Source organism: Campylobacter rectus (assembly GCF_004803795.1).
GTDB classification, from domain to species: Bacteria; Campylobacterota; Campylobacteria; order Campylobacterales; family Campylobacteraceae; genus Campylobacter_A; species Campylobacter_A rectus.
Genome location: NZ_CP012543.1, coordinates 1,116,628 through 1,138,802, shown reverse-complemented (window position 1 = coordinate 1,138,802; position 22,175 = coordinate 1,116,628). Strand labels below are relative to the sequence as shown.

Genomic DNA, 22,175 nt, shown 5'->3' with positions numbered 1-22,175 from the left:
TTAGCTTGGAACGTGAAATTTACGCCGCAAACCGCCCGTAGCAAGCAGAGACGAATTTAACAAGCGGCGCAAATTTAACCCGAATTTACGCCAAAAATAAACTCGGCTTTAGCTTTAGCAGGCAAACATACGCCGCCAGCGCGCTTTGCTCTCTTATGTAGTTGCGATCTCCGTTTAAATTTAGCCTCTCGATGATACGCTCGCCGTCCTTTGCATAAGCCCCCACAAACACCGTCCCCACCGGCTTTGCCTCGCTACCGCCGTCAGGTCCCGCGATCCCGCTGATAGCTAGCGAAAAGTCCGATTCGCTCGCCTTTAGCGCGCCTTTTAGCATCGCCATCACGCACTGCTCGCTCACCGCGCCGTAGGTTTGTAAAATTTCATCGCTAACGCCCAGCCAGTCGCGTTTCATCTCGTTTGCATAGGTCACTAGCGAGCCGTTAAACGCCGCCGAAACCCCCGCAAAAGCACCAAATTTCGCCGCGGCAAGTCCGGCCGTGCAAGACTCGGCAAACGTAAGCTTGAGCCCGCTTGCCGTAAGCGTGCTAGCAACGTGGCGGAAAACGTCCTCGCCCTCAAAAAATTTGCCCGAAAAGAGATTTTTCGCGCCGTTTATAAAGCCGTTCGTTTGGCCGAATTTGTTCGCCTCCACTCTGATTAACGCCAAATTTGACAAAATTTGAGACGAATAAATCTGCACTTCGTAAGTTTTTGCCAGCGGTTCAAGCAGGATTTTCGCGCTCTCCTCGTCGATATCGACCAGATGAAAATAGCCGAAATCTCGCTGCGTTTTGATCTCTATGGCAGGCAGTTTTTGATTTGCATCAGCCTTTAGCAAATTTACGTAAGTTTGATTTAGTTTGATCAAAAAGCCATCGTCGCTAAATTTCTCGGCTCTGCTGGGAGCTAGCATTTGCGGGGATTTTAGCTCCAAAATATCGCCGCTTAACGTAGCTAAAATTTTAGCCGCGACGGAGCAGTTTTTACTCGACGCGTAGATACAAAGACTATCTGAGCGCGCGCAAAGATGCTCGATGATAAACGGCAACTCCTTGTCGCTTTTGCTAACGAACCTAAACTCGCCCAGCTCGCCGAAATGCCGCTTGTAAGCGCAAAAAATATAATCTAAAAAAGGCGCGTTTACGCCGATATCTTCGCCGATGATCAGTAGTGCGTTTTTCACTGTTTTCTCCTTTAAAAGCCGAAAACATATTACATAAATTTAGCTTAAAATAGCGTTTTTTCAGTAGCATTTAATCGCCGTTTGGATAAAATCTACCAATTTTTTACTTCAAGGCGAACCTATGGATTACAAAGATACATTATTGCTTCCAAACACCGAATTTCCCATGCGCGGCAACCTGCCGGAAAACGAACCCAGACGCTTAAAATCGTGGTTTGACGATAGAAAAATCTACGAAAAAATGAAAGCTAAAAGGCAAAAAGCCGCCAAAAGCTTCACTCTGCACGACGGGCCTCCCTACGCCAACGGCAACATCCACATCGGACACGCGCTAAACAAAACCCTAAAAGACATCATCTTAAAAACGCACTATTTCTTCGGCGAAAACATAAGATTTACGCCGGGCTGGGACTGCCACGGACTACCGATCGAGCAGCAAGTCGAGGTAAAACTGGGCGATAAGAAAAAAAGCCTGAGCAAAACGCAAATCCGCGAGCTTTGCCGCGAGCACGCCAGAGAGTTTATCGACGTGCAAAAGGAGAGCTTTAAACAGCTAGGCGTCGCCAGCGACTGGGACGACCCGTATCTAACGATGAAATTTAAATTTGAAGCCGAAATTTACAAAACGCTTTGCAAGGTCGCCAAGCGCGGACTTTTGATCGAGCGAAGCAAGCCGGTGTACTGGAGCTGGGCAGCTAGAAGCGCTCTAGCCGAGGCAGAGGTTGAGTACGAGGATAAAGAGGACTACAGCATCTACGTCGCGTTTAAGCTAGGCGAAGAAGCCGCCGCAAAAATCGGCGCAAAAGACGCTCGCGCGGTCATCTGGACGACCACGCCTTGGACGCTGCCGGCAAACCAAGCCATCTCGCTAAGTCCGAGCGAAATTTACGTTTTAACGTCTGAAAATTTGATATTTGCCAAAGAGATGCTTGGCGAACTGGAAAAAGAAGGGCTAACTAAGGGCGAAATTTTAAAAGAGTTCGCCGCCACCGAGCTTGAAAACCTGCACGCGGTAAATCCGCTAAACGGCAGAAAATCGCTATTTATCCTAGGCGATCACGTCACGATGGACGGCGGTACGGGTCTAGTACACACCGCTCCCGGTCACGGCGAGGACGACTACCACGTGAGCCTAAAATACGGCATCGAAGTCATTATGCCCGTCGATGAGGGCGGATTATACGACGAGACGCTAAAGGCAAAAAAATTATTCCCAAGCGGCGTAGTAGATGAGCTAATCGGCATGCATATCTTTAAAGCCAACGAGAAAATTTTAGAGCTTCTAGGCTCAAATTTGCTAAAAGTTAGCAAATTCGTCCACTCGTATCCGTTTTGCTGGAGGACGCATAAGCCTGTTATTTACCGTGCGACAAAGCAGTGGTTTATCGCTATGGACGAGCCTAAAATCGAGGGCAAAACGCTGCGAGAAGTCGCGCTAAAAGAGCTCGAAAACGTCAAATTTTACCCTGCAAGCGGCGTAAAAAGAATAGGCTCGATGATAGAAAATCGTCCCGACTGGTGCATCTCTCGCCAACGCGACTGGGGCGTGCCGATAGCGTTTTTTAGACGCAAAGATACAAAAGAGCCGATATTTGACGATGAAATTTTAGATAACGTCGCGGCGATATTTGAGCAAAAAGGCGCAGATGCGTGGTGGGATAGCGAGATCAAGGATCTCTTGCCGGCAAACTGCAAATTTGAGCCGCAAAATTTAGAAAAAGTTATGGACATCCTCGACGTTTGGTTTGACAGCGGCTCGACGTGGGCTGCGGTGCTAAAAAGCGGCGACTACGATGCGGGTAGCTATCCTGCGGATATGTATCTAGAAGGTAGCGATCAGCACAGAGGCTGGTTTCAAAGCTCGCTACTGCTAAGCTGCGCCGCACAAGGAAGAGCGCCGTATAGAAGCGTGCTCACACACGGCTTTACAGTCGATGAAAACGGTCAAAAGATGAGTAAAAGTAAAGGCAACGTCGTAGCTCCGGCAAACGTGGCTAAGACATACGGCGTGGAAATTTTACGCCTTTGGGTTGCGCTTAGCGACTACTCCAGCGACCTAAAAATCAGCGAAAACATCCTAAAGCAAGTAAGCGAACAATACCGAAAAATACGCAATACGATAAGATTTCTACTAGCCAACGTAAACGACCTAGAAGATATCGAAACGTCAAATTTCAACATCCTTGACCGCTGGATACTAAGCCGCGCGAAAAAAACATTCGACGAGACCGAAGCGGCGTTTAGAAATTACGACTTTTCAAAGGGCTTTAGCCTGCTGATGAATTTCTTAAGCGCGGATTTAAGCGGCATATACCTTGATATCTGCAAAGACCGCCTCTACTGCGACGCTCGCGACTCAGACGCGCGCCGCTCGGCTCAAAGCGCGATGGCGCTAATCACCAGAGTGCTCCTGCCGCTCATCGCTCCGACGCTCACATACACCGTGGACGAGGCGATGGACTATGCGCCGGGTATCATCAAAAACGGCTCGGCGGACGCCTTTGATCTAGAGTACGCGCCGCTTGAGCTTGAGTTTAACGTAGACGACGAGCTGCTAGTCGCTAGCCGCGAGAAATTTTTCGAGCTAATCGACGTGCTCAAAAAAGACAAAAAGATAAAATCGACCCTCGAGCTCGTGCTACAAACCAGCTCAAATTTGATCCTGAGCGAAGACATAAACGAGATCAGCGACTGGTATATGGTTAGCGACGTCCAGAGCCTAGACGGCAGCGACAGCCTAGCCGAATTTGACGTCGGAAACGATAAATTTAAACTCGTTTTATCGACGCGACACAAATGCCCGAGATGTTGGAAATTTACCGCTAAGCACGACGGCGAAACCTGCCCGAGATGCGAAAAGGTACTAAAAAATGTCTGAGCCTATCTCCGCTTGGCTCGTCGCGGCGACTATCGCGGCCATCCTTGCGGTCACAGCCGCGGGTATCGTAGCGGTAAATAAATTTAAGGATAAAAAATGATAACTTTAAAAGAAGCTTTAAAGCTAAGCGCCGGCGAAGTAGCCGAGCTTAGAAACGAGCTGGAAAAGAAAATTTTCGCGGATAAGGAGCTTGGCGCTTACGTCGAGCAGTTGGCAAATTTGCCGCTTGACAAACTGGGCGCGGGCATACCGATCGCTATCAAAGACAACATCCAGGTAAAAGGCTGGAGCGTAACGTGCGCGTCTAAAATTTTACAAGGCTACATAGCTCCATATAACGCGACGGTTATAGAAAAGCTGCTATCAGCGGGCTTAGCGCCGTTTGGCCGCACAAACATGGACGAATTCGCCATGGGAAATACGACCGAAAACAGCTACTACGGCAAAACGCTAAACCCTCTAAACCGCGAGCGAGTAGCGGGCGGCAGCTCGGGCGGCTCGGCTGCCGCAGTAGGCGCGGGACTAGCGGTGGCTGCTCTAGGAAGCGATACGGGCGGCTCGATACGCCAGCCTGCGGCATTTTGCGGTTGCGTGGGACTAAAGCCGACCTACGGACGCGTGAGCCGCTACGGCCTGGGCTCATACTCCAGCTCGCTGGATCAGATCGGTCCGATAACGCAAAACGTCGAAGACGCCGCGATCCTATATGATATCATCGCGGGACACGACGACAAGGATAGCACGAGCGCGGATATAAAATTCCAAGGCGTCGCAGACAAACTAAACGCGGATAAAAAACTCACGATCTGCGTCATCGAAAACTACATAAACGAAGCCTCGGAAGAGACCAAAAAAGCGCTTTTAAAAGCGGTCGAAATTTTAAAAGCCGCAGGCCACAAAATAATCTATAAAAATTTAGAAAACTCAAAATGCGACATCGCGACCTACTACATCATCGCCACGGCCGAAGCCAGCGCAAATCTCAGCCGCTTCGACGGTATAAGATACGGACGCAGAGCCGAAGCTAAAAATTTAAAAGAGCTCTACATCAACTCGCGCTCGGAGGGATTTGGCGAAGAAGTAAAAAAACGAATTTTGCTCGGTACCTTCGTGCTTAGCAGCGGCTACTACGACGCATACTACATAAAAGCGCAAAAAGCTCGCGCCTACACTAAAGCCAAGTATGAGCGAATTTTGAGCGAATGCGACCTCATTTTGATGCCGGTCGCCCCTAGCACGGCGTATAAATTCGGCGAACTAAAAAACCCCCTAGATTCCTATCTATCAGACATCTATACGATCAGCGTAAATTTAGCCGGTCTACCCGCCATCTCTGTTCCGGTAGCCAAGGACGCGGACGGCCTAAACGTCTCGGCCCAGCTCATCGCAAAGGCGTGGGACGAAAAAACGCTGCTAGAGGGCGCGCTTAGTTTAGAAAACTCTATAAAAGGATAAATGCATGAAGATAGTTACGAAGGCTCTCACCTTTGACGACGTTTTGCTCGTCCCACAGTACTCGGAGATTTTACCTAAACAAGTCGATATAAAAACGCGCTTTAGCAAAAACGTGGAGCTAAACATCCCGATCGTATCGGCTGCGATGGACACCGTCACCGAGCACCGTGCGGCGATCATGATGGCGCGCCTGGGCGGTATCGGCGTCATACATAAAAATATGGACATACAAAGCCAGGTCAAAGAGGTCCGCCGCGTCAAAAAAAGCGAAAGCGGCGTGATCATCGACCCTATCTCCATCTCGCCAAACGCCAGCGTAGGCGTGGCGCTTGATATGATGGCGGATCTGCACATCTCGGGCGTTCCGGTCGTGGACGAGGAAAATAAACTGATAGGAATCCTAACCAACCGCGATTTGAGATTTGAAAACGACAGAAGCGTCCTCGTAAAAGATAGGATGACCAAAGCCCCGCTAATCACCGCTCCAAAGGGCTGCACGCTAGACGATGCGGAGAAAATTTTCTCTCAAAACCGCGTAGAAAAGCTACCTATCGTCGATAAAGACGGCCACCTAGAGGGCCTCATAACCATAAAAGATCTAAAAAAACGCAAAGAGTATCCAAACGCAAACAAAGACGCATACGGCAGACTCCGCGTAGCGGCGGCCATCGGCGTCGGGCAAATGGATAGGGCAAAAGCCCTAGCGGAAGCCGGAGCAGACGTTATCGTAATAGACTCCGCTCACGGCCACTCCAAAGGCGTACTAGACACGCTAAGACAGGTTAAAGCCGAGCTAAAAGTGGACGTCGTCGCCGGAAATATCGCAAATCCCGCCGCCGTCAAAGACCTAGCGGAAGCCGGCGCCGACGGTATCAAGGTAGGCATAGGACCGGGCTCTATCTGCACCACTCGCGTAGTAGCAGGCGTTGGCGTACCTCAAATTTTCGCCGTCGATAGCTGCTCGGCCGAGGCTGCAAAATACGGCATCCCGGTCATCGCAGACGGCGGGCTAAAGTACTCGGGCGACGTAGCCAAAGCTCTAGCCGCAGGCGCTAGCTGCGTGATGGCGGGTAGCTTGCTAGCAGGCTGCGAGGAGACTCCGGGCGAGGTGATAACCTTCCAAGGACGCCAGTATAAAGTCTACCGCGGCATGGGAAGTATCGGCGCGATGACGAAAGGCAGCAGCGATAGGTATTTCCAAGAAGGCACCGCTCAAGACAAGCTCGTGCCAGAAGGCATCGAGGGCCGCGTACCGTTTGCGGGTAGCATAAAAGAGGTCGTGCATCAGCTAGTGGGCGGCCTACGAAGCGCGATGGGCTACATGGGCTCAAAAGATATCAAAACGCTTCAGGAAAAAGCCCAGTTCGTCGAGATCACGAGCGCGGGACTAAAAGAGAGCCACGTCCACGACGTCGTCATAACACAAGAAGCCCCTAACTACAAAGTCAATTAGTGCTAAATTTAAAAACCGGCAAAGTAAAATTTGACGAGCCGCTCTATCTGGAGAGCGGCCGAATTTTACCCGAATTTGAGCTCGCTTACGAAACATACGGCGAGCTAAACGAGGATAAAAGCAACGTCATAGTCGTCTGCCACGCGCTAACGGGCAGCCACCACGCCGCAGGTAGATATGAAAACGAGCAGAAATTTGGCTGGTGGGACGCGCTAGTGGGCGAGGGTAAGGGCATAGATACGAGCAAATTTTTCGTCATCTGCGTAAATATCCTCGGTTCAAATTTCGGCTCGACAAACCCCCTAAGTATCGAAAAAAGCACGGGCAAGCAGTATCGTTTGCGCTTTCCGGTGCTAACCATCAGCGACGTCGTAAAAGCGCAGATGAGGCTTTTTGAGCACTTAGGCATAGAGAGCGCGCATGCGGTCGTGGGCGGCAGCCTAGGCGGTATGCAGGCGCTTTGTTTTGCGATCGAGTTTCCAAATTTCGCCAAAAACGTCATCATCCTAGCCAGCACCTATCAGAGCAAGGCCTGGGCGATCGCGTTTAACAAAATCGCGATCGAAGGCATCCTGCGCGATCCAGGTTTCAAAGACGGTCAATACGACGAAAACGACATCGCCGCGCAGGGGCTAACCGGCATGGCGCTAGGGCGTATGGCAGGGCACATCAGCTTTCTTTCGCCTAGCTCCATGGACTCCAAATTCGGCCGCAACTACGTCGAAACCGACGGCCTTTACGAGCTTACGGGGCGGTTTCAGGTCGATCGCTATATGGAGTACAACGGCCACGGCTTTCCCAAGCGCTTTGATCCGCTGAGCTACCTTTATATCGTAAAGATGATGAATATCTTTGACTGCACGCGCCACTACGACGACCTAGCGCACGCTCTTTTGCCTATTTGCGCCAAGGTTACGCTGGTTGCATTTAGCGGCGATATGCTATTTCCGCCAAGCTGCATGCGCGAGATGCACGAGACGCTGTGCAGCATCGGCAAGGCGTGCGACTACCACGAGATAGACAGCGACTACGGCCACGACGCGTTTTTGGTCGAAGTGGATAAATTTGAAAAAATCATAAAAAAGGTTTTAGATGAGTGAAAATTTAAGCGAGGATTTTGAGAGCAAACTCGCCAAAGCAAATGAAATTTTAAAACAGCTCGGCGATGAAAATTTAAGCCTAGAGCAAAGCGTCAAGCTGCACAAAGAGGGCAAAAAGCTACTCGAGGAAGCAGACAAAATCCTACAAAACACAAAGCTAGTTGTGAAGGACGCAGACGATGAATAACGCGACCGCAGCCGTTTGCGCCTTACAGCTGCCGACCCAGCCCATGAGCGAGTCGCGGTTAGACTATTATTTTAGGATTTGCGCCGATGAGGGCGCTAGGCTTGTGGTGCTCGGAGAGTACGTGCTAAACAGCTTTTTTAAAGAGCTAGAGCTCATGCCAAAAAGCCTCGTCAAAGAGCAAAGCGAGCGCAAAAAGCACGCGCTTGCCGCGATGGCGCAAAAATACAATCTAGAAATCCTAGCTCCGCTCGTACTACCCAAAGGCAAAGGCTTTGTCAAGGTCGCGGCGAGATTTAGCCCCGCATCGTCGCGCTTTTACGAGCAGCAGATCTTGATGCCCTACCCGCACTGGAACGAGGCGAAATTTTTTGCTAACAAAGAGGATGGCGAGCTAAATTTGCCCGTCTTTAGCTACGAGAAATTTAAAATAGGCGTGATGTTTGGCTTTGAGGCGCATTTTGACGCGGCGTGGACGTATATGTCGCGCAAGAAGGTCGATGCTGTCGTAGTTCCCACTGCATGCACGTTTTTTAGCGAGTCGCGCTGGGAGGAGCTGCTAAAAACCCGCGCCTTTACAAACAACGTCTACGTCCTGCGCGTAAACCGCGTCGGCAATCACAAGGCCGCAAGCGGCGAGCAGTGGAGCTTTTACGGAGATTCGATGCTGATTAGCCCATTTGGCGAGGTGATTTCGCGACTAGGCAAAAATGAAGAGATGATGGTAGCAAAACTCGAAAAAACCGAACTCGCGCAAGCTAGACACCTGTGGGGATTTCCCCAAATTTTAAATAAAAGACTAGGCTAAATTTAGTTTTTAGGCGGCAAATAGGGTCAAATTTGCCGCTTTTTGCAGCTTTGATCTTTTACACGGCGGATTTTTGTGTTTTCCCGGTATATCTGCCCGCGCGGGCTTTTATAACGGTAAATTTTACGGCTTGCCCTGCTTGTTTTTAGCGATGTTAATTTCGTCCGCTTAGACGTTTTTTGCAGGCTAAATTTACCGATTTTACGCTTATTTCGCCGCACCGTTTTTCTGATTTTCTGCGCGAGCAACCGCTTTCTTTACGGCGCTTTTGCTTACTTAAACCCTGCTCTTTACGGCGCGAGCGGTCAAATTTGAGCACACGTCTTTGCGCCGCTATTAAAATCCTAATTTCACAAAATCTCGTTGCGGGTTTTTGATTTTGTAAATTTTACGAACGTTAAAAATATCTCAAAAACCGCAGTTGACGCAAAGACCGCAAAGCCAAATTTGCCCCGCCAATCAAATGCCGCAACCTCAAAAACGTCAAATTCGGCGCCGTAAATTTACCCTCGAGTTTCGCCCTTCGTTTTATTTATATTTAATAAACTTCAAGTTACAATTTTAAATCTAAATTTTAAAATAAAAATTAATACTAAATTTATCCAAAGGAGAAACCATGCAAAAAATCTCAAGACGCGACGCGCTAAAAATGAGTTTGGCGGGCGCAGGAGCTCTCGCGCTTGGCGGAGTGAACGCAAACGCCGCGACAAACGAAAAAGAGGTCAAATTTGACGAGGAATACGATGTCATCGTCATCGGCAGCGGCTTTGCAGGCTCGATGGCGACCCTAAAAGCGCTTGAGCGCGGACTAAAAGTGCTGATGGTAGAAAAGATGGGGCGCTCGGGCGGAAACTCCGTCATAAACGTCGGAAACATGGCTGTTCCAAATAACGAATATCAAAAAGAAAAAGGCATCAAGGACTCAAAAGAGCTATTTATCGCCGACTGCCTAAAAGACGGGCTAAATCTAAATCACGTCGATCTGCTCGAGGTCATCTACGACAGAGCCAACGAAGCCTACGAATACCTAAAAACCATCGGCGTCGAGTTTTCGTCAAAGGTCATCTCGGCTAGCGGCCACTCCGTCATGCGCGCCGTGCAGGTCAAAGTAGCAAGCGGCTCGGGCTACATCCGACCGATGCACAAAAAGATAGAAGAAAATCCAAACGCGCTCATCAAAAAAAGGACGAAATTTGACGAATTCGTGCTGGACGAGAGCGGCCGCGTCGTGGGCGTAAAATGCCGTGAGAACTATAAATTCGACGGCGAGCTAAAAAGCGACGATCTGGAAAACACGAGCGGCGAAGTAAAATTTATAAAAGCCAAAAAAGGCGTCATCTTGGCTGCGGGCGGCTTTAGCTCGGATAAATGGTTCCGTGCGCAGCAAGTGCCGTATCTAAAGACCGACATCGACACCGTCTCGCAGCCCGGAGCCACTGCCGGCGCGCTGACGGCCGCGATAAATATCGGCGCAAATCCGCTGCTTTTAAGCTGGATCCAGCTAAACCCATACACCAACCCGACCGAAAAGGGTTTCGGCACCTCGGCCGTTTTTACCAACCATTGCAGCAACGACTACGGCCTAAGCGTCAATCCAAAAACAGGTAAGCGTTTTATGAACGAGCACGCGGGGCGCAAGATAAAATGCGACGCGATATTTAAAGTGATGGCCGAGGGCGCAAATAACGACAACTATCCCGTAAATATCTGCGATCAAGCTGCCGTAGACGCAAACAACCCGCTTTACACCTCAAAAGGCGTAGAGTCGGGCTCGATAAAGAAATTTAACACGCTAGAAGAGCTGGCCAAAGCCTACGGTATCCCGGTAGAGCCGTTTTTAAAGACGGTCGCGGACTTTAACGGCTACGTCAAAGAGGGGAAAGATCCGGAGTTTGGCAAACCGCTCGCCAAGGCCGACGTGCACGGCATCGACGTATCTAAGCCGCCGTTTTATGCGAGCCTAAGCATGCCAAAAATCCTCTACTGCATGGGCGGCGTGCAGATAAACGCCAAAGCCGAAGTCATCTCTATGAATACGCAAAAGCCGATCCCCGGCCTATACGCATGCGGCGAGATCACCGGCGGCGTGCAAGGCGGCGGCAGGCTGGGCACGATGAGTATGAGCGATTGTATGGTGTTTGGTATGATTGCGGGAGAAAACGTCTAACTCCGCGGGGGGGGGTAAGCTCCCTCTCTTTGTAATGTCACTATCTCCTTTACTCTTTTTATAAAAACGTCTAACTCCGCAGGGGGGGGTAAGAAGCTCCTCTTTTGCGACCAAGTCTAACTCATCGGAGAGTCCCGTTAAACCAACTGCGCAAATCTACCGCTTGGTTTTTATGACATGATCATAGTTTTTTAAATTGGCTCAAGATAAGTTAAAAACTTTCAAAGGAGTTTTTAACTATGATTTTGTCAATGAAAAATAAGTATATCTATCGTTCCCGAATTTCAGAGAAGAAATTTAGAGAAATTCTATGGTATTTTTCATCTGATATAGAAGCTGTAAAAATAGCTGAATTTACTAATATCTCAGAAAAAACAATCAACAAAATAACTAAAAATATCAGAATTTTAATGGCTAGTGAGTGTGAAAAAATTAGCAAGTTTAGCGGTGAGATTTCCAGCTCGCAAGCTCGCCTAGAAGCTTCGCTTTGAGATTGACGAAAGTTACTTCGGATCTAAAAGAGTAAGAGGTAAAAGAGGTAGAGGCGCAGCAAATAAAACTCCGGTATTTGGAATGCTAAAGCGTGATGGTAAGGTCTATACCCAAATAGTTAAAAACTGCTCTGCTAGCGAGTTGATACCTATATTATCGCAATTTAGCGAATTAGACGAGAGCGTTATTTATTCAGATTGCTGGAAGGCCTATGACGGTTTGGTAGATTATGGAGCCAAAGCTCACTACGGAGTAAAACATTCAAAGAATGAATTCGCTAATGGTAAAAATCACATAAACGGTATAGAAAACTTCTGGGGATATGCTAAACATAGATTATCTAAATTTAAAGGTATTAAGAAAGAGAATTTCTTACTTCATCTTAAAGAGTGTGAATTTAGATATAATACTAAAACTACACAAGAAGACCTATATCAGAAACTATTGAAATTGATAAGAGAGAATCCGCTTAACTTATCTTGAGCCTTTAAATTTTACTAAAATATACGGCAAGCTGCAGGTAGGTTTCGCTCCAATCTCTTATCTTACCGTTTTTTCATTTTACGGAAATATTTAAAAGCGCTGTCCATAGCGGGAAAGCCGCCTTAGGCTTGATTTACGCTTAAAATTTGTGGAGCGATAAACTTTTTAGCGAGCTTAAAATGTCTTTGCGACTTTGCCGCTCTGCGAGATATAGTTAGCCCAATGATTATTTTCCCAAGATTTAGCGATATCTGGCGTCTATCTTTCTTGTGCTTAGCCGCACTTTTTGCTATCGCCTGGACGCACTTTTTAAAAACTCATCTAATAATCTTTTCGCCGTTAGCTAACTCTTATCCGCCGGGTAAAGACATTTATTTTATCTAATTGAAATTTTAATTGAAAGGATTTATACGGTTTGGTTTATAAGACAAAGCGGCGATGTTTGGTCTCGCCGCTAGTTCTTAAATTTTAGCTAAATTTGGCTTCAAATTTAGGCTATTTTGCTGCTACGCTTGCTCGCTCGTAGTGCGCGATGATTTTGTTATGTATCAGTAGCGAGATATAAATCACCGCACCGCCTAGGCAGAGCCTTAGTATATCTGCATCCTTATGCCAAAAGACTAAATTTACGATGATGGCTGCAGGTATGAGAGCGTTATTCATAATGGCTAGAGTTCCGCTATCTACCTCGCATGCGCCTTTGTTCCATAAAAAATACCCTAGACCGCTAGCTCCGATACCAAGCCAGAGCAAAACCGCACCCTGCGTGAGGTCGAGATTGATTTTTTCAGGATTGCCAAACATAGCAAAGGCTATGCCCGTAACCGCCGCGGCTCCGACGAAAAAGTAGCCAAAAACCCCTCTTTGCTCGTTAAAACCCTGCTTTTCCAGCAAAAATTTATACGCGCTCTGCCCGACGCCAAAGCACAAATTCGCCCCCTGCACGAGCAAAAATCCATACCAAAAGCCGCTGTTTACGCTGCCGTATTTGATGATGAGCGCGCCCAAAACCGCCGTGCCCACGCTAAACAGATACATCAGCCTCAGCCTGCCTGCGAGCACATCATAGACCACGCTCACGTAAAACGGCGTAAATATCGTAAAGAGCGCGACTTCGGCGACGCTGAGATAAGCAAACGAGTTGTAATAAAAAATATACATCACGCCGATTTGCACCGCGCCGATCGCGGCTACTTTGGCGTAGAGGGCGAGGTTTTTCGCGGCAAAATCCTTAATCATAAAGGGTAAAAATACGCCAAGCGCAAGCACGACGCGCGAAAACGCGGCGAAGTAGCTATCCACTCGTCCCGCCAAAAACTCGCCGATGAGGCTAAAACTAAACGCCCAAAGCACCGTAACAAAAATCAATTTTTTCATACATTCTCCTATTTTCGGATCAAATTTTATGTAAAATATTAGCAAAATAGACTTAAATTTTACGGATTTTTCGGCTAAAAAATTTAAAAAATAGATAGATTTTAGAAATTTACCCGGCACTCGTCGGAAAAATTTGCGCCGTTTGGACACGGTCGTTTTTGCGGTCGGGCATATTAAATTTAGTCCGATTTTTCGGCGTAAAACGCTCGCTAAATTTTGCCGATTTTGCTCGGACTGCTTTTTGGGACGGGTCGGCTCGCTCCAAATATACTAAAATTTAAAAATAACACGATAAGTCTAAATTTTGCCGTCACCGACGGGCGTAAAATTTAATTATGGCGCTATATTTTAAATAAAAACTGCGCGTTTGTTTTTCATCCGTCTTAAATTTGCAAGTCGTAAAATCCGCATAAAGTCGAATTTTGACATTGCGAATTTAGCTGCAAAATCAAGCCCGCTAAGCTAAATGGTTTTACTTGCATTATTTAAGTATTTAAAAACTACACCGAATTTAACGTCGCAACCTTATAAACTCGGTAAATCCAAATTTGCCTAAAATCGTCCGAATCAAATTTCACGCCCGCGTTAAACGGCGCCGTTTTAAACATCGGCGGTTTAAATTTTGACCTAAAAAATGATGTTTAAAAGCGCGTTTATAAAAAAGCACAAAACCGGCGAGCCTTTAAATTTCAGCGCCAAGAGTAAGATTATTTTATAAACGATGAGTTTTATGCCGCCTTAAGATAAATGACTTTTCGGAGAAAAATTATGCAAAATTTACAATCGATTTTAGCGCCGAAACAAAACGGGCAAAACGCTTTTTAAGGACTTCTATCCGCTCACGCAAGCCCCAAAATTTAAGCCTTCTTTAGCTTAAAAATCCTCGCATCATATACGCCCCGGCCGCACCCGCGTCCTTGATCGCGCTTAAATTTTCAAAATTTATCCCGCCGATAGCGTAGGTTTTTATGCTTAATTTCTCGCAAATTTCTCGCAAAAATTTTAGCCCCCTGCCCCGCTCTAGCGTATGAGAGGGCGTATCAAAAACGTGCCCCGCCACGACGTAATCGGCACCGAGCTCCTGCGCCGACAGGGCCTCCTCCAAAGAGTGCACCGAAACGCCGATTTTGCGCTTTTGCGTCAAATTCGGCGCGCGAACGCCTCCTTTACGAAAGCAAGCATCGTCAAATTTGGCTAAAAATAAATCCGTCAAATTTAGCCTGCGCTCGCCGCTTGCCGCACTTACGTCCGCACAAAATTCGTCGGATTTAGACAAATCCGGACTCATCGGTTTTATATCGCGCTCAAATTCGGTCGCATTTATGCCCGGTTCGTCAAATTTACGCAAATTCGGGCTTGTTAAATTTAACTCGCCTGCAGTCCGTTTATCGTTTGCCGTAAATTTACGCGATTTTGAGGTTAAACTTAACCCGCGCTCGCCGTTTTGCCCGCTCATACGCGCTTTGTCGGAGCCGCAAGCTTTATCAAATTTATCGGAAAGTAAATGCGGCGTATTTACGCAAATTTCGTCGCATTTAGCTGCGTTTGAATTTTCAAATTTCAACCCCCCGCTTGTGCACGCTTCGATAAATTTCGCAAAAGGCAGATGCAGCTCGCAAATCCCCAACCTGCCTGCAACATCCGCGTAAGTATGCACGATGAGTCGCGCGTTTTGGCTGTATTTGGCGATGACTTCAAGCGTGTTTCGCGCCAAAATCTCATACTCGCGCTCGGACAAATCGCTCTCGCGCAACAAAATTTTATCCGCTTTGCCGCCCTGAACCACGCGAGCGACATCCGCGAAAAAATCATCGCTCAAGCGACGATTCGTGACCCAGACGAGCTCAAATTTATCCGTTTTCATCGCCTTCCTATTTAAATTTTATTATTAAATGCGCGGCATCGTCGAAGATTAACGCGCAAAATCGTGCCCATCCGCGAAAACGACCGCCCAAAAGCATTAAAGTCTTTAAAAGTCGCATCCTCAAAAGTAAAACCGCCGACATCCCGAAACGATACGCCAGAGCCCGGAATAAGCCTAAATTTACCCGCCGCGAAGGCTAGAGTATCGTTATCTCTGTGTCCGCGTTTTTAAATCCGCCCGGCAATCTCCCGCAAAAGCAAGTTAAATTCGCCTTGCTTATTTGTTTTCAAGCGTCGACGAACTTGCGATCTAAAGTAAATCCACATCCCGCTCGTCAAAACCGCGCCGCGACGCATACTCGCTCGCATAAAAAATGCTCGTCAAAGCCTTAAAACAAGCAAAATTTAGGCTTTCCGCACCGCCAAAGCGCAAGAACAATAAACCTCTCCCGCAAAATCTCGCCAAAATAAAACCGCTCTGCTAAAACGGTAAAACATCTATAAAATAACGCAAAAAACGCAACCGAAACAGACAAAACACCAAAAATGGGCGCGCCAAAATCGCTCAAAAACGCCATCCAAAACGCGGCAACAAAGGCGCATAAAACAAGCGGAAAGCAAACGCCGCCTCAAACGTAAATATGCTCGCTCATCACGGGCTGTAAATTTAGCCCTCGCACGGCGCCTAGTATCTCCTCAACCGTTCGCGCGTCGCTGATCTCAAACTGCTCGTCGCCTTTTTTGGCCTTGTCCGAGTGCGTCCCCACGCCCGTGCTAACGCCGGCTGAGATTTTATTTGCGGCGACTGCGATGACGCCGTCTCGAAAGCGCGCCGACTCGCGCGTAGAGATCGTGATATTTGCGTAGGGCAAAAAAAGGCGGTACGCGCAGATAACCTGAAACAGCACCCTCTCATCGACGTCCCTCGGTCCGACGTGAGCCTTGTTTATCGCGGGGCGCAGGCGCGGGCAAGATAGCGCGATCTCGGCGTGCGGGTACTTTTGCTGGATGAGATGCGCGTGCAGCGCAGTGGCTAGCGCGTCCTTTCTAAAGTCGTCAAGCCCCAAAAGCGCGGCAAACCCGACGCTGCGCATACCGCCCATAAGAGCGCGCTCCTGGGCGTGGAAGCGGTAGGCAAACGAGCGCTTGACGCCGCCGAGGTGAAATCTAGCATACGCCGCCGGATCGTAAGTCTCCTGAAAAACCACAACGTAGTCCGCGCCGCAACCGTGCAAAAACGCGTATTCGTCGGCATTTAGCGGATAGATCTCGACGCCGACGTTGCTAAAAAGCCTAGACGCCTCTTTGCATACCTCGCCGATATAGCTCAGGTCGCTTTTTTTCGCGCTTTCGCCGGTTAGGATCAGCACGTCTTTTAGTCCGCTTTTTGCGATATTTGCTAGCTCCGTCGCCGCCTCGTCCGCCTTTAGCCGCACGCGAGAGATCTTGTTTCGCGAGCTAAAGCCGCAGTAGACGCAGTCGCTGTCGCAAAAATTTGAGATATAAAGCGGCGTAAAAAACTGCACCGAGTTGCCAAACTGCCTGCGCGTCCTATCTCGCGCCGCCTCCGCCATCTCGCCTAAAAATGCGCCCGCAGCAGGGCTTAGAAGTGCTTTTAGGCCCTCTACGCTTAGATTTTCTTCGCTTAGTGCGCGCCTTACGCTGAGGGCGTCAAATTTCTCGTAGTCGTAACCCTCGCGCGCGGCTAGCACCCGTCGCATCAACGTTTCGTCGATACGCTGGGCGTCCTGCGCATACTCCATCACGTCTAGATTTTTCAAATATTTCTCCGTTTTTTCGTCTAAATTTTAGCGATTTTTGCACGGTAAATTTGAGCCGAGATCGCGAGTTTGCTCGTATAAATTTGGCTCGAATTTGCAAGCTCGCCGTTACGAGGACTAAATTTATCGCGTTTGGCTCACTATTTTGAGTAAATTTATGCGGCGTTTCGCTAAATTTTACGACAAAATCGGTAAATTTTAACGCGCCGATATCGCAATGCTTCATCAAATTTCGCTACGACCTCCGCCCAAAATGCCGTGCAACGTCAGGCAAATTTATCATCCGTTTGTTCCAATAAAGCGAAGCGATGCCGACTTTAAACCCTTCCGCTCCGCGCTATTTTACGGGCAAGCTAAATCGGCGTGGTTTTCCTCGCAGCATAAATCAAAAAGGCAAATTTGACGACCCGTTTCGCTGCCGCTTCGCCGAATTTAAAAGCCGGCAAAAACAAATCATTTATCTAAATTTAAAATGCGAAAGTTCATTAAATTTAGGCGAGTTTTACCGCACGTATCAAATTTAAAACCTCAAATTTGCGCGTTAAATTTTACGTTAAATTTAAACCGTCGCGCGCATCGAATTTTACCGCAAAACCTACTAAAATGCCGAGCAAATCGTGTCAAGCAAATAAATTTCAAACCAAAAATCAAGCCTAGCACGCCGCAAAATCATCGCAAACCAAATTTAAAGCCGTTTTCGGCCAAAACAAGCCAAGCGCAAATTCGGCCGACTTTACTCCAAAAATCCCGTAAGCGGACTTGATGCCCTAGCGCTATCGCTCACGCCGCCAAGTCCCGATAGGTACGCCAGCCTGCCCGCTTGAATCGCTAGCGCAAAGGCTCTCGCCATCGTTTTTACGTCGCCCGCGGTAGCGATAGCGGTGTTTGCCATCACGGCCGCGCAGCCCATCTGCATCGCTTCGCACGCCTGCGCCGGACTACCGATGCCCGCATCCACGATCACGGGCAAGTCTATCTCGGCGAGCAAAATTTTGATAAATTCACGCGTACAAAGGCCTTTGTTCGTCCCGATCGGAGCGCCGAGCGGCATCACGCACGAAGCCCCCGCCGACGCCAGATCGCGCGCGACGTTTAGGTCGGGATACATATAGGGCATCACGACAAAGCCCATGTTTGCGAGCTTTTCGGTCGCTTTTATCGTCTCGTAGTTATCGGGCAGCAGGTATTTGCTATCTCTGATGACCTCAACCTTGACGAGATCGCCGCAGCCGGCCTCGCGCGCTAGCTTTGCGATACGCACGCACTCATCGGCATTTCTAGCGCCTGAGGTGTTTGGTAGCAGCGTCACGCCCTTTGGGATAAAGTCCAGGATATTTTCTATCCCGCCCTCGTTCACGCGCCGAAGCGCCAGCGTGACGATCTGTGCGCCCGCCTCGTGCACCGCGGCCTCTAAAAGAGGTAACGAAAATTTACCCGATCCCAGGATAAAGCGCGAGCTAAATTTATGCCCGCCAAGCTCTAAAATATCGTCTTTTTCGTCATTTTTCATCTTAGCCTCCGCCTACAAAATGCACTATCTCGGCCGAGTCGCCGTCTCTTAGCACCGCGTCGAATTTATCTTTGGGCAAGATTTCGCCGTTTAGCTCAACTGCGATGCGCTCAGGTTTTAGTCCCTTTGCGGCTAGCAGCTGCGCTACGGTTTTGCCGATAAATTCGCCCTCGTCCTTGCCGTTTATTTTTAGCATTTTCTTTCCGTTTTATTAAATTTAGCGCGCCCGTGCGGGTCAAATTTTGCACTCCGTGAGTCGCCGATTATACCGCTTTTTGCTAAATTTAAGCCAAATTTTTCATCGCCAGCGTGCAGGCGGCAAGCCCGTAAAACGCGACGCAAAGGCTAACGGCTAGCCCAAAAACGCTAACTGCGGGCGTCTGACTAAAACTAAGCGCAAAAAACGAGATAAAGCTCGTGATAAATGCGGCAAATATCCCAAATACGCGCTCCCGCCGCGACAAGTTCTCGTTTAGCGCAAAGATGAGATAATCGATCCCGACCGCGCTTGCCAAGATAAGCCCGAAAATCGCAAAAATATTTACGTGAATGCCGAGCGCCGCAAAGCCGCAAAGCACGGCTAGCACGCCAAGCGCGATGACGCTCATAACCAAAAACGAGCGCGCCGCCCCGAAAAATGCCCATAAAAGCGCAAACGCAAGCAAAAACGCGCCGCCCTTTAGTATAACGGCCCAGGCCTTAGCCTCGGTCAAATTTTGATTTAGCGCGCCGACGAAATCTACGCTAAAAGCGCCGTTTGCCTTTAAAATCTCATCAGTTTTCGCGCCGCCCGCTAGCCCCTCGGCGTACACCGCGCTACTGTTTTTACTCGGTAAAAATCGCGTCAAATTTTTCGCCGCGTCAAATTCTAAAATCTCGCTAGCGCCGATAATTTTGGCGTTTGCGATCTTTTCTAGCTCGGATTTTACTAGCTCGGCGGATAGGCCGAGCTGAGCGTAAATTTTAAATATTTCCTCATCCTTCACGGCTTCTTTAAAGATATTTTTTACATTTTCCTGCTCGGCTCGGCTTAGGATAAATTTAGAAACCGAGGCGTAGTCTTTGACGAGATTTACCTGCTTTAGCTCGCGCATCAGCCGCTTCTCATCGCCGACCAGATCGTCTCCACCCTTTAGCACGATGACGGAGTTTTGCGGCGCGGCGCCCGTTATCTCGCTGATCTTTTTAGACTGCTCCAGCAGCTCTGCGGGCGAGCTTGCGTAGTCTTTGATCTGCTCGGGCGCGCTTAGGCTTTTAAAATTTAGAGCCAAAATTCCCGCGCAAAGCGCAAATGCGGCAAGTAAAATTTTTAAATTTAGCGCTCTCGCCGCACGCTCGCAAAGTCCTGCAAATTTATCAAAAAATCTCGAAAACGCGGCGCTTTGCGAAAACGTCGCGCCCTCAAAGATAAAAGGCAAGCAAAAATAGGTAAATAAAAACGCCCCAAGCAGCGTAAATAGCGAAAATATCGCGGTTTGGCGCAGCAGCTCAAGCGACGAAAAGGCAAAAACGCCGTATCCGCTCATCGTGATGCAAAGCCCGAGCAAGAAAATTTTAAGCATCGGACGCACGCTCGCGGCCGCTACGGGCGCGTTTTGATTTTTACCCAGCCAGTGCAGCGCAAAGTCAAACATCAGCCCGACCAGGCTCGTGCCGATAACCACGATCATGACGCTAAGGCTCTCGTAGATCAAAAGCGAAGCCGCAAGCCCGCACGCAAAGCCGAAAATCGCGACGAAAACGACGCAAAAAATGCGCAAATTTTTAAACGCGAGCAGCAAAAAAATGGCGCAAAGGCTAAGCGAAACCGCGCTCATAGCGGCGCTTTCTTTGTCGCCGCCCTTTTTTCCGTAGGCTCCGTATAGCGCGCCGCAGCTAGCGTAAGCCTGAACTCCGTCCTGCGCCGCAAGCTCGCGTATGTTTTCGTAAAATTTGATCAAATTTCGCGGTTCGTAGCCGGGCTTAAGGCGCGCTTTTACGAGGTAAAATTTCGCGTCCTCGCTCGCCGCTTCCAGCATCAAATTTGACAAATTTAGGCTGATTTTTGAGCTCTCTAGGCTCATATGCGAACTTAAGGCGAAAAAATCATCCTTCGCGTTAAGCGGCTTAAAGGCAAACTGGTTAAATAAATTTTGCGCGCTTTGTTTAAAAAACTCGTTTTTGTCTTTTACTAAAAGCTCGTAGGTTTGCTCGTTTAAAAGCGCGATTTTTAGGGCGTTTAGCTGAGTTGGATACGAGGTTAAATTTACGTCCTGCTTTGCGCGGTACTCCTCAAAAACTCCGCTTTGCTCGGCTAAAATTTCGCTTTTTTCTAAAAACTCAGGCAAATTTGAAGCTAACAAAAACTCGTTTGAAGCGCTATCTAGCATCGATTTTAGCGCAGTTTGTTCGGTAGAGTTTTCAAAATTTACGAGAGAAAAAATATCCGCATTTATCTTTTTCGCGCTCGTAAAACAAACGGCGAGCGCGGCCAAAAACGCCGCTAAAAAGATAAAAAAACGCGCGGATTTTTTCATTTTACGTTGTAAAAATCATTTACCGTTTTATCGCCGCTAACCTCGTTTAGCACGATCTTGCGGACGAATTTATCGCCTCCGACTAAGATGCGCGTAAAGATTTGCTTTAGCAACAAATTTTTTGGCGTTAGCTCGATATTCCAGTTGCTTTTATCGCCCGAGATTTTAAAACTAAATTCCTTCTCAAGCTCGGCTTTATCAAGCTTTATAATAGATAAAAAGAGCTTTTTATCAAAATTTTGATCGATTTTTATGAGTCCGTTGCCGCTTTTTTGAAAGATCCCGCGCTCGTTTATGACGATGCTAACCGCGACCGGGCTTAGCGTGTCGTAGAGTAGTTCGCTTTGACTGAGTTCAAATTTGCCGTAGCTTTTAAACTCCGCGTTAAAGCCGCTCAAAAACTTCGTCTGAGCGAAATCGCCGCTGATATTTTGCGTTTTGATTTGAGATTTTATCTCGCTAAACTCAAGCCCCAACAGGCCGGCCGCCAGACTAAAAATCACCGCTATTTTTTTCATTTATATACCTTTTTACCGCGTTTTGTAGCTCTTGCGGGATCTCAAAGCACGTCTGCATCGCACGCATATCCACAGCCGCTTGCGAGCTCGTGCCCGTACACAGCGTCTCGCCGCTTTTGGCGCTTTTTACGACGTAGCCGATCTTTAAAAAGCACTCGCACTCCTTTAGCGTCGCCTCCACCTCGATCTCGTCTCCGAAAAACACGGGCTTAATATATTTTGCTTCGATTTTTACGATCGGATAGGCGTAGCCGTCAGCTCTCATCGCCTCGTAGTCGTAGCCTATCTCCTCTAAAAGCGCGCATCTAGCCGTCTCGAAATACTTCACGTAGTTGCCGTGCCACACGACGTTCATACTGTCCACGTCGTAAAACTGCGCCTTTAACGCGACCGATTTTGATATCATC

17 protein-coding genes and 1 pseudogene are annotated in these 22,175 nt (G+C 48.3%); 9 read left to right on the top strand and 9 right to left on the bottom strand.

The window, feature by feature from the left end:
* Positions 1-85: 85 nt before the first annotated feature.
* Entirely contained in the window at positions 86-1,183 is a 1,098-nt protein-coding gene (locus CRECT_RS05410; RefSeq protein ID WP_004320607.1) for a CinA family protein, read from the bottom strand.
* A gap of 121 nt (positions 1,184-1,304) precedes the next feature.
* Between CRECT_RS05410 and ileS the strand changes: the two genes are divergently transcribed.
* The 8 genes and pseudogenes from ileS to CRECT_RS05370 all read left to right on the top strand — a co-directional run bounded on the left by ileS (position 1,305) and on the right by CRECT_RS05370 (position 12,203).
* On the top strand, positions 1,305-4,061 hold the full coding sequence (gene ileS / locus CRECT_RS05405; RefSeq protein WP_004320628.1) for an isoleucine--tRNA ligase: 2,757 nt from the start codon (positions 1,305-1,307) through the stop codon (positions 4,059-4,061).
* Between the two features lie 96 nt (positions 4,062-4,157).
* Positions 4,158-5,516: an Asp-tRNA(Asn)/Glu-tRNA(Gln) amidotransferase subunit GatA gene (gene gatA / locus CRECT_RS05400; protein WP_171992679.1), complete on the top strand. Its 1,359-nt coding sequence runs from the start codon at positions 4,158-4,160 to the stop codon at positions 5,514-5,516.
* Between the two features lie 4 nt (positions 5,517-5,520).
* Positions 5,521-6,969, top strand: a complete 1,449-nt coding sequence (gene guaB / locus CRECT_RS05395) for an IMP dehydrogenase (protein WP_171992678.1) — start codon at positions 5,521-5,523, stop codon at positions 6,967-6,969.
* Positions 6,969-8,069, top strand: a complete 1,101-nt coding sequence (metX, locus tag CRECT_RS05390) for a homoserine O-acetyltransferase MetX (protein WP_004320609.1) — start codon at positions 6,969-6,971, stop codon at positions 8,067-8,069. Before guaB ends, metX begins: the two co-directional genes overlap by 1 nt.
* Positions 8,062-8,256, top strand: coding sequence for an exodeoxyribonuclease VII small subunit (gene xseB, locus CRECT_RS05385; protein ID WP_004320601.1), 195 nt, complete (start codon positions 8,062-8,064; stop codon positions 8,254-8,256). The genes metX and xseB overlap by 8 nt, the downstream gene beginning before the upstream one ends.
* Positions 8,249-9,061, top strand: coding sequence for a carbon-nitrogen hydrolase family protein (locus CRECT_RS05380; RefSeq protein WP_004320612.1), 813 nt, complete (start codon positions 8,249-8,251; stop codon positions 9,059-9,061). The genes xseB and CRECT_RS05380 overlap by 8 nt, the downstream gene beginning before the upstream one ends.
* Before the next feature lie 616 nt (positions 9,062-9,677).
* A complete protein-coding gene (locus CRECT_RS05375) occupies positions 9,678-11,228 on the top strand; it encodes a flavocytochrome c (RefSeq protein WP_004320630.1) in 1,551 nt (516 codons plus the stop codon).
* Between the two features lie 239 nt (positions 11,229-11,467).
* Positions 11,468-12,203: pseudogene (locus CRECT_RS05370) on the top strand (IS1595 family transposase).
* Between the two features lie 495 nt (positions 12,204-12,698).
* Here the strand turns inward: CRECT_RS05370 and CRECT_RS05365 are convergent.
* The 3 genes from CRECT_RS05365 to thiH all read right to left on the bottom strand — a co-directional run bounded on the left by CRECT_RS05365 (position 12,699) and on the right by thiH (position 17,206).
* Positions 12,699-13,580 (bottom strand): EamA/DMT transporter family protein, encoded by an 882-nt coding sequence (locus tag CRECT_RS05365; RefSeq protein WP_039888553.1) that lies wholly within the window; start codon positions 13,578-13,580, stop codon positions 12,699-12,701.
* A gap of 868 nt (positions 13,581-14,448) precedes the next feature.
* Positions 14,449-15,444 carry a thiamine phosphate synthase gene (locus tag CRECT_RS12570; RefSeq protein WP_002945560.1) on the bottom strand — a complete coding sequence of 332 codons (996 nt, stop codon included), beginning with the start codon at positions 15,442-15,444 and terminating at the stop codon, positions 14,449-14,451.
* Positions 15,445-16,072: 628 nt separating this feature from the next.
* Positions 16,073-17,206, bottom strand: a complete 1,134-nt coding sequence (gene thiH, locus CRECT_RS05350) for a 2-iminoacetate synthase ThiH (protein ID WP_039888545.1) — start codon at positions 17,204-17,206, stop codon at positions 16,073-16,075.
* A gap of 326 nt (positions 17,207-17,532) precedes the next feature.
* On the opposite strand from thiH, the gene CRECT_RS05345 reads away from it, so the two are divergent.
* Entirely contained in the window at positions 17,533-17,748 is a 216-nt protein-coding gene (locus CRECT_RS05345) for a hypothetical protein (protein WP_002945566.1), read from the top strand.
* A 209-nt stretch (positions 17,749-17,957) separates the two neighbouring features.
* Here the strand turns inward: CRECT_RS05345 and CRECT_RS05340 are convergent, their stop codons facing one another.
* The 5 genes from CRECT_RS05340 to CRECT_RS05320 all read right to left on the bottom strand — a co-directional run bounded on the left by CRECT_RS05340 (position 17,958) and on the right by CRECT_RS05320 (position 22,174).
* Positions 17,958-18,734, bottom strand: a complete 777-nt coding sequence (locus tag CRECT_RS05340; RefSeq protein ID WP_002945568.1) for a thiazole synthase — start codon at positions 18,732-18,734, stop codon at positions 17,958-17,960.
* Position 18,735: 1 nt separating this feature from the next.
* Entirely contained in the window at positions 18,736-18,930 is a 195-nt protein-coding gene (gene thiS / locus CRECT_RS05335) for a sulfur carrier protein ThiS (protein WP_039888537.1), read from the bottom strand.
* A gap of 88 nt (positions 18,931-19,018) precedes the next feature.
* Positions 19,019-21,250: an MMPL family transporter gene (locus CRECT_RS05330; protein WP_002945563.1), complete on the bottom strand. Its 2,232-nt coding sequence runs from the start codon at positions 21,248-21,250 to the stop codon at positions 19,019-19,021.
* On the bottom strand, positions 21,247-21,768 hold the full coding sequence (locus CRECT_RS05325; RefSeq protein ID WP_002945571.1) for a LolA family protein: 522 nt from the start codon (positions 21,766-21,768) through the stop codon (positions 21,247-21,249). The genes CRECT_RS05330 and CRECT_RS05325 overlap by 4 nt, the downstream gene beginning before the upstream one ends.
* Complete coding sequence (locus tag CRECT_RS05320; RefSeq protein ID WP_002945592.1) at positions 21,743-22,174, bottom strand: acyl-CoA thioesterase; 432 nt, start codon at positions 22,172-22,174, stop codon at positions 21,743-21,745. The genes CRECT_RS05325 and CRECT_RS05320 overlap by 26 nt, the downstream gene beginning before the upstream one ends.
* Position 22,175: the final 1 nt, after the last annotated feature.

Excerpts from the sequence above, each read along its gene's own strand:
- CRECT_RS12570 (WP_002945560.1), bottom strand. The coding sequence starts at position 15,444 with ATGAAAACGGATAAATTTGAGCTCGTCTGGGTCACGAATCGTCGCTTG.
- thiS (WP_039888537.1), bottom strand. The coding sequence starts at position 18,930 with ATGCTAAAAATAAACGGCAAGGACGAGGGCGAATTTATCGGCAAAACC.
- CRECT_RS05345 (WP_002945566.1), top strand. The coding sequence starts at position 17,533 with ATGCCGACTTTAAACCCTTCCGCTCCGCGCTATTTTACGGGCAAGCTA.
- CRECT_RS05330 (WP_002945563.1), bottom strand. The coding sequence starts at position 21,250 with ATGAAAAAATCCGCGCGTTTTTTTATCTTTTTAGCGGCGTTTTTGGCC.
- thiH (WP_039888545.1), bottom strand. The coding sequence starts at position 17,206 with ATGGAGTATGCGCAGGACGCCCAGCGTATCGACGAAACGTTGATGCGA.
- CRECT_RS05325 (WP_002945571.1), bottom strand. The coding sequence starts at position 21,768 with ATGAAAAAAATAGCGGTGATTTTTAGTCTGGCGGCCGGCCTGTTGGGG.
- CRECT_RS05365 (WP_039888553.1), bottom strand. The coding sequence starts at position 13,580 with ATGAAAAAATTGATTTTTGTTACGGTGCTTTGGGCGTTTAGTTTTAGC.
- CRECT_RS05375 (WP_004320630.1), top strand. The coding sequence starts at position 9,678 with ATGCAAAAAATCTCAAGACGCGACGCGCTAAAAATGAGTTTGGCGGGC.
- xseB (WP_004320601.1), top strand. The coding sequence starts at position 8,062 with ATGAGTGAAAATTTAAGCGAGGATTTTGAGAGCAAACTCGCCAAAGCA.
- CRECT_RS05380 (WP_004320612.1), top strand. The coding sequence starts at position 8,249 with ATGAATAACGCGACCGCAGCCGTTTGCGCCTTACAGCTGCCGACCCAG.
- CRECT_RS05340 (WP_002945568.1), bottom strand. The coding sequence starts at position 18,734 with ATGAAAAATGACGAAAAAGACGATATTTTAGAGCTTGGCGGGCATAAA.
- gatA (WP_171992679.1), top strand. The coding sequence starts at position 4,158 with ATGATAACTTTAAAAGAAGCTTTAAAGCTAAGCGCCGGCGAAGTAGCC.
- guaB (WP_171992678.1), top strand. The coding sequence starts at position 5,521 with ATGAAGATAGTTACGAAGGCTCTCACCTTTGACGACGTTTTGCTCGTC.
- ileS (WP_004320628.1), top strand. The coding sequence starts at position 1,305 with ATGGATTACAAAGATACATTATTGCTTCCAAACACCGAATTTCCCATG.
- CRECT_RS05320 (WP_002945592.1), bottom strand. The coding sequence starts at position 22,174 with ATGATATCAAAATCGGTCGCGTTAAAGGCGCAGTTTTACGACGTGGAC.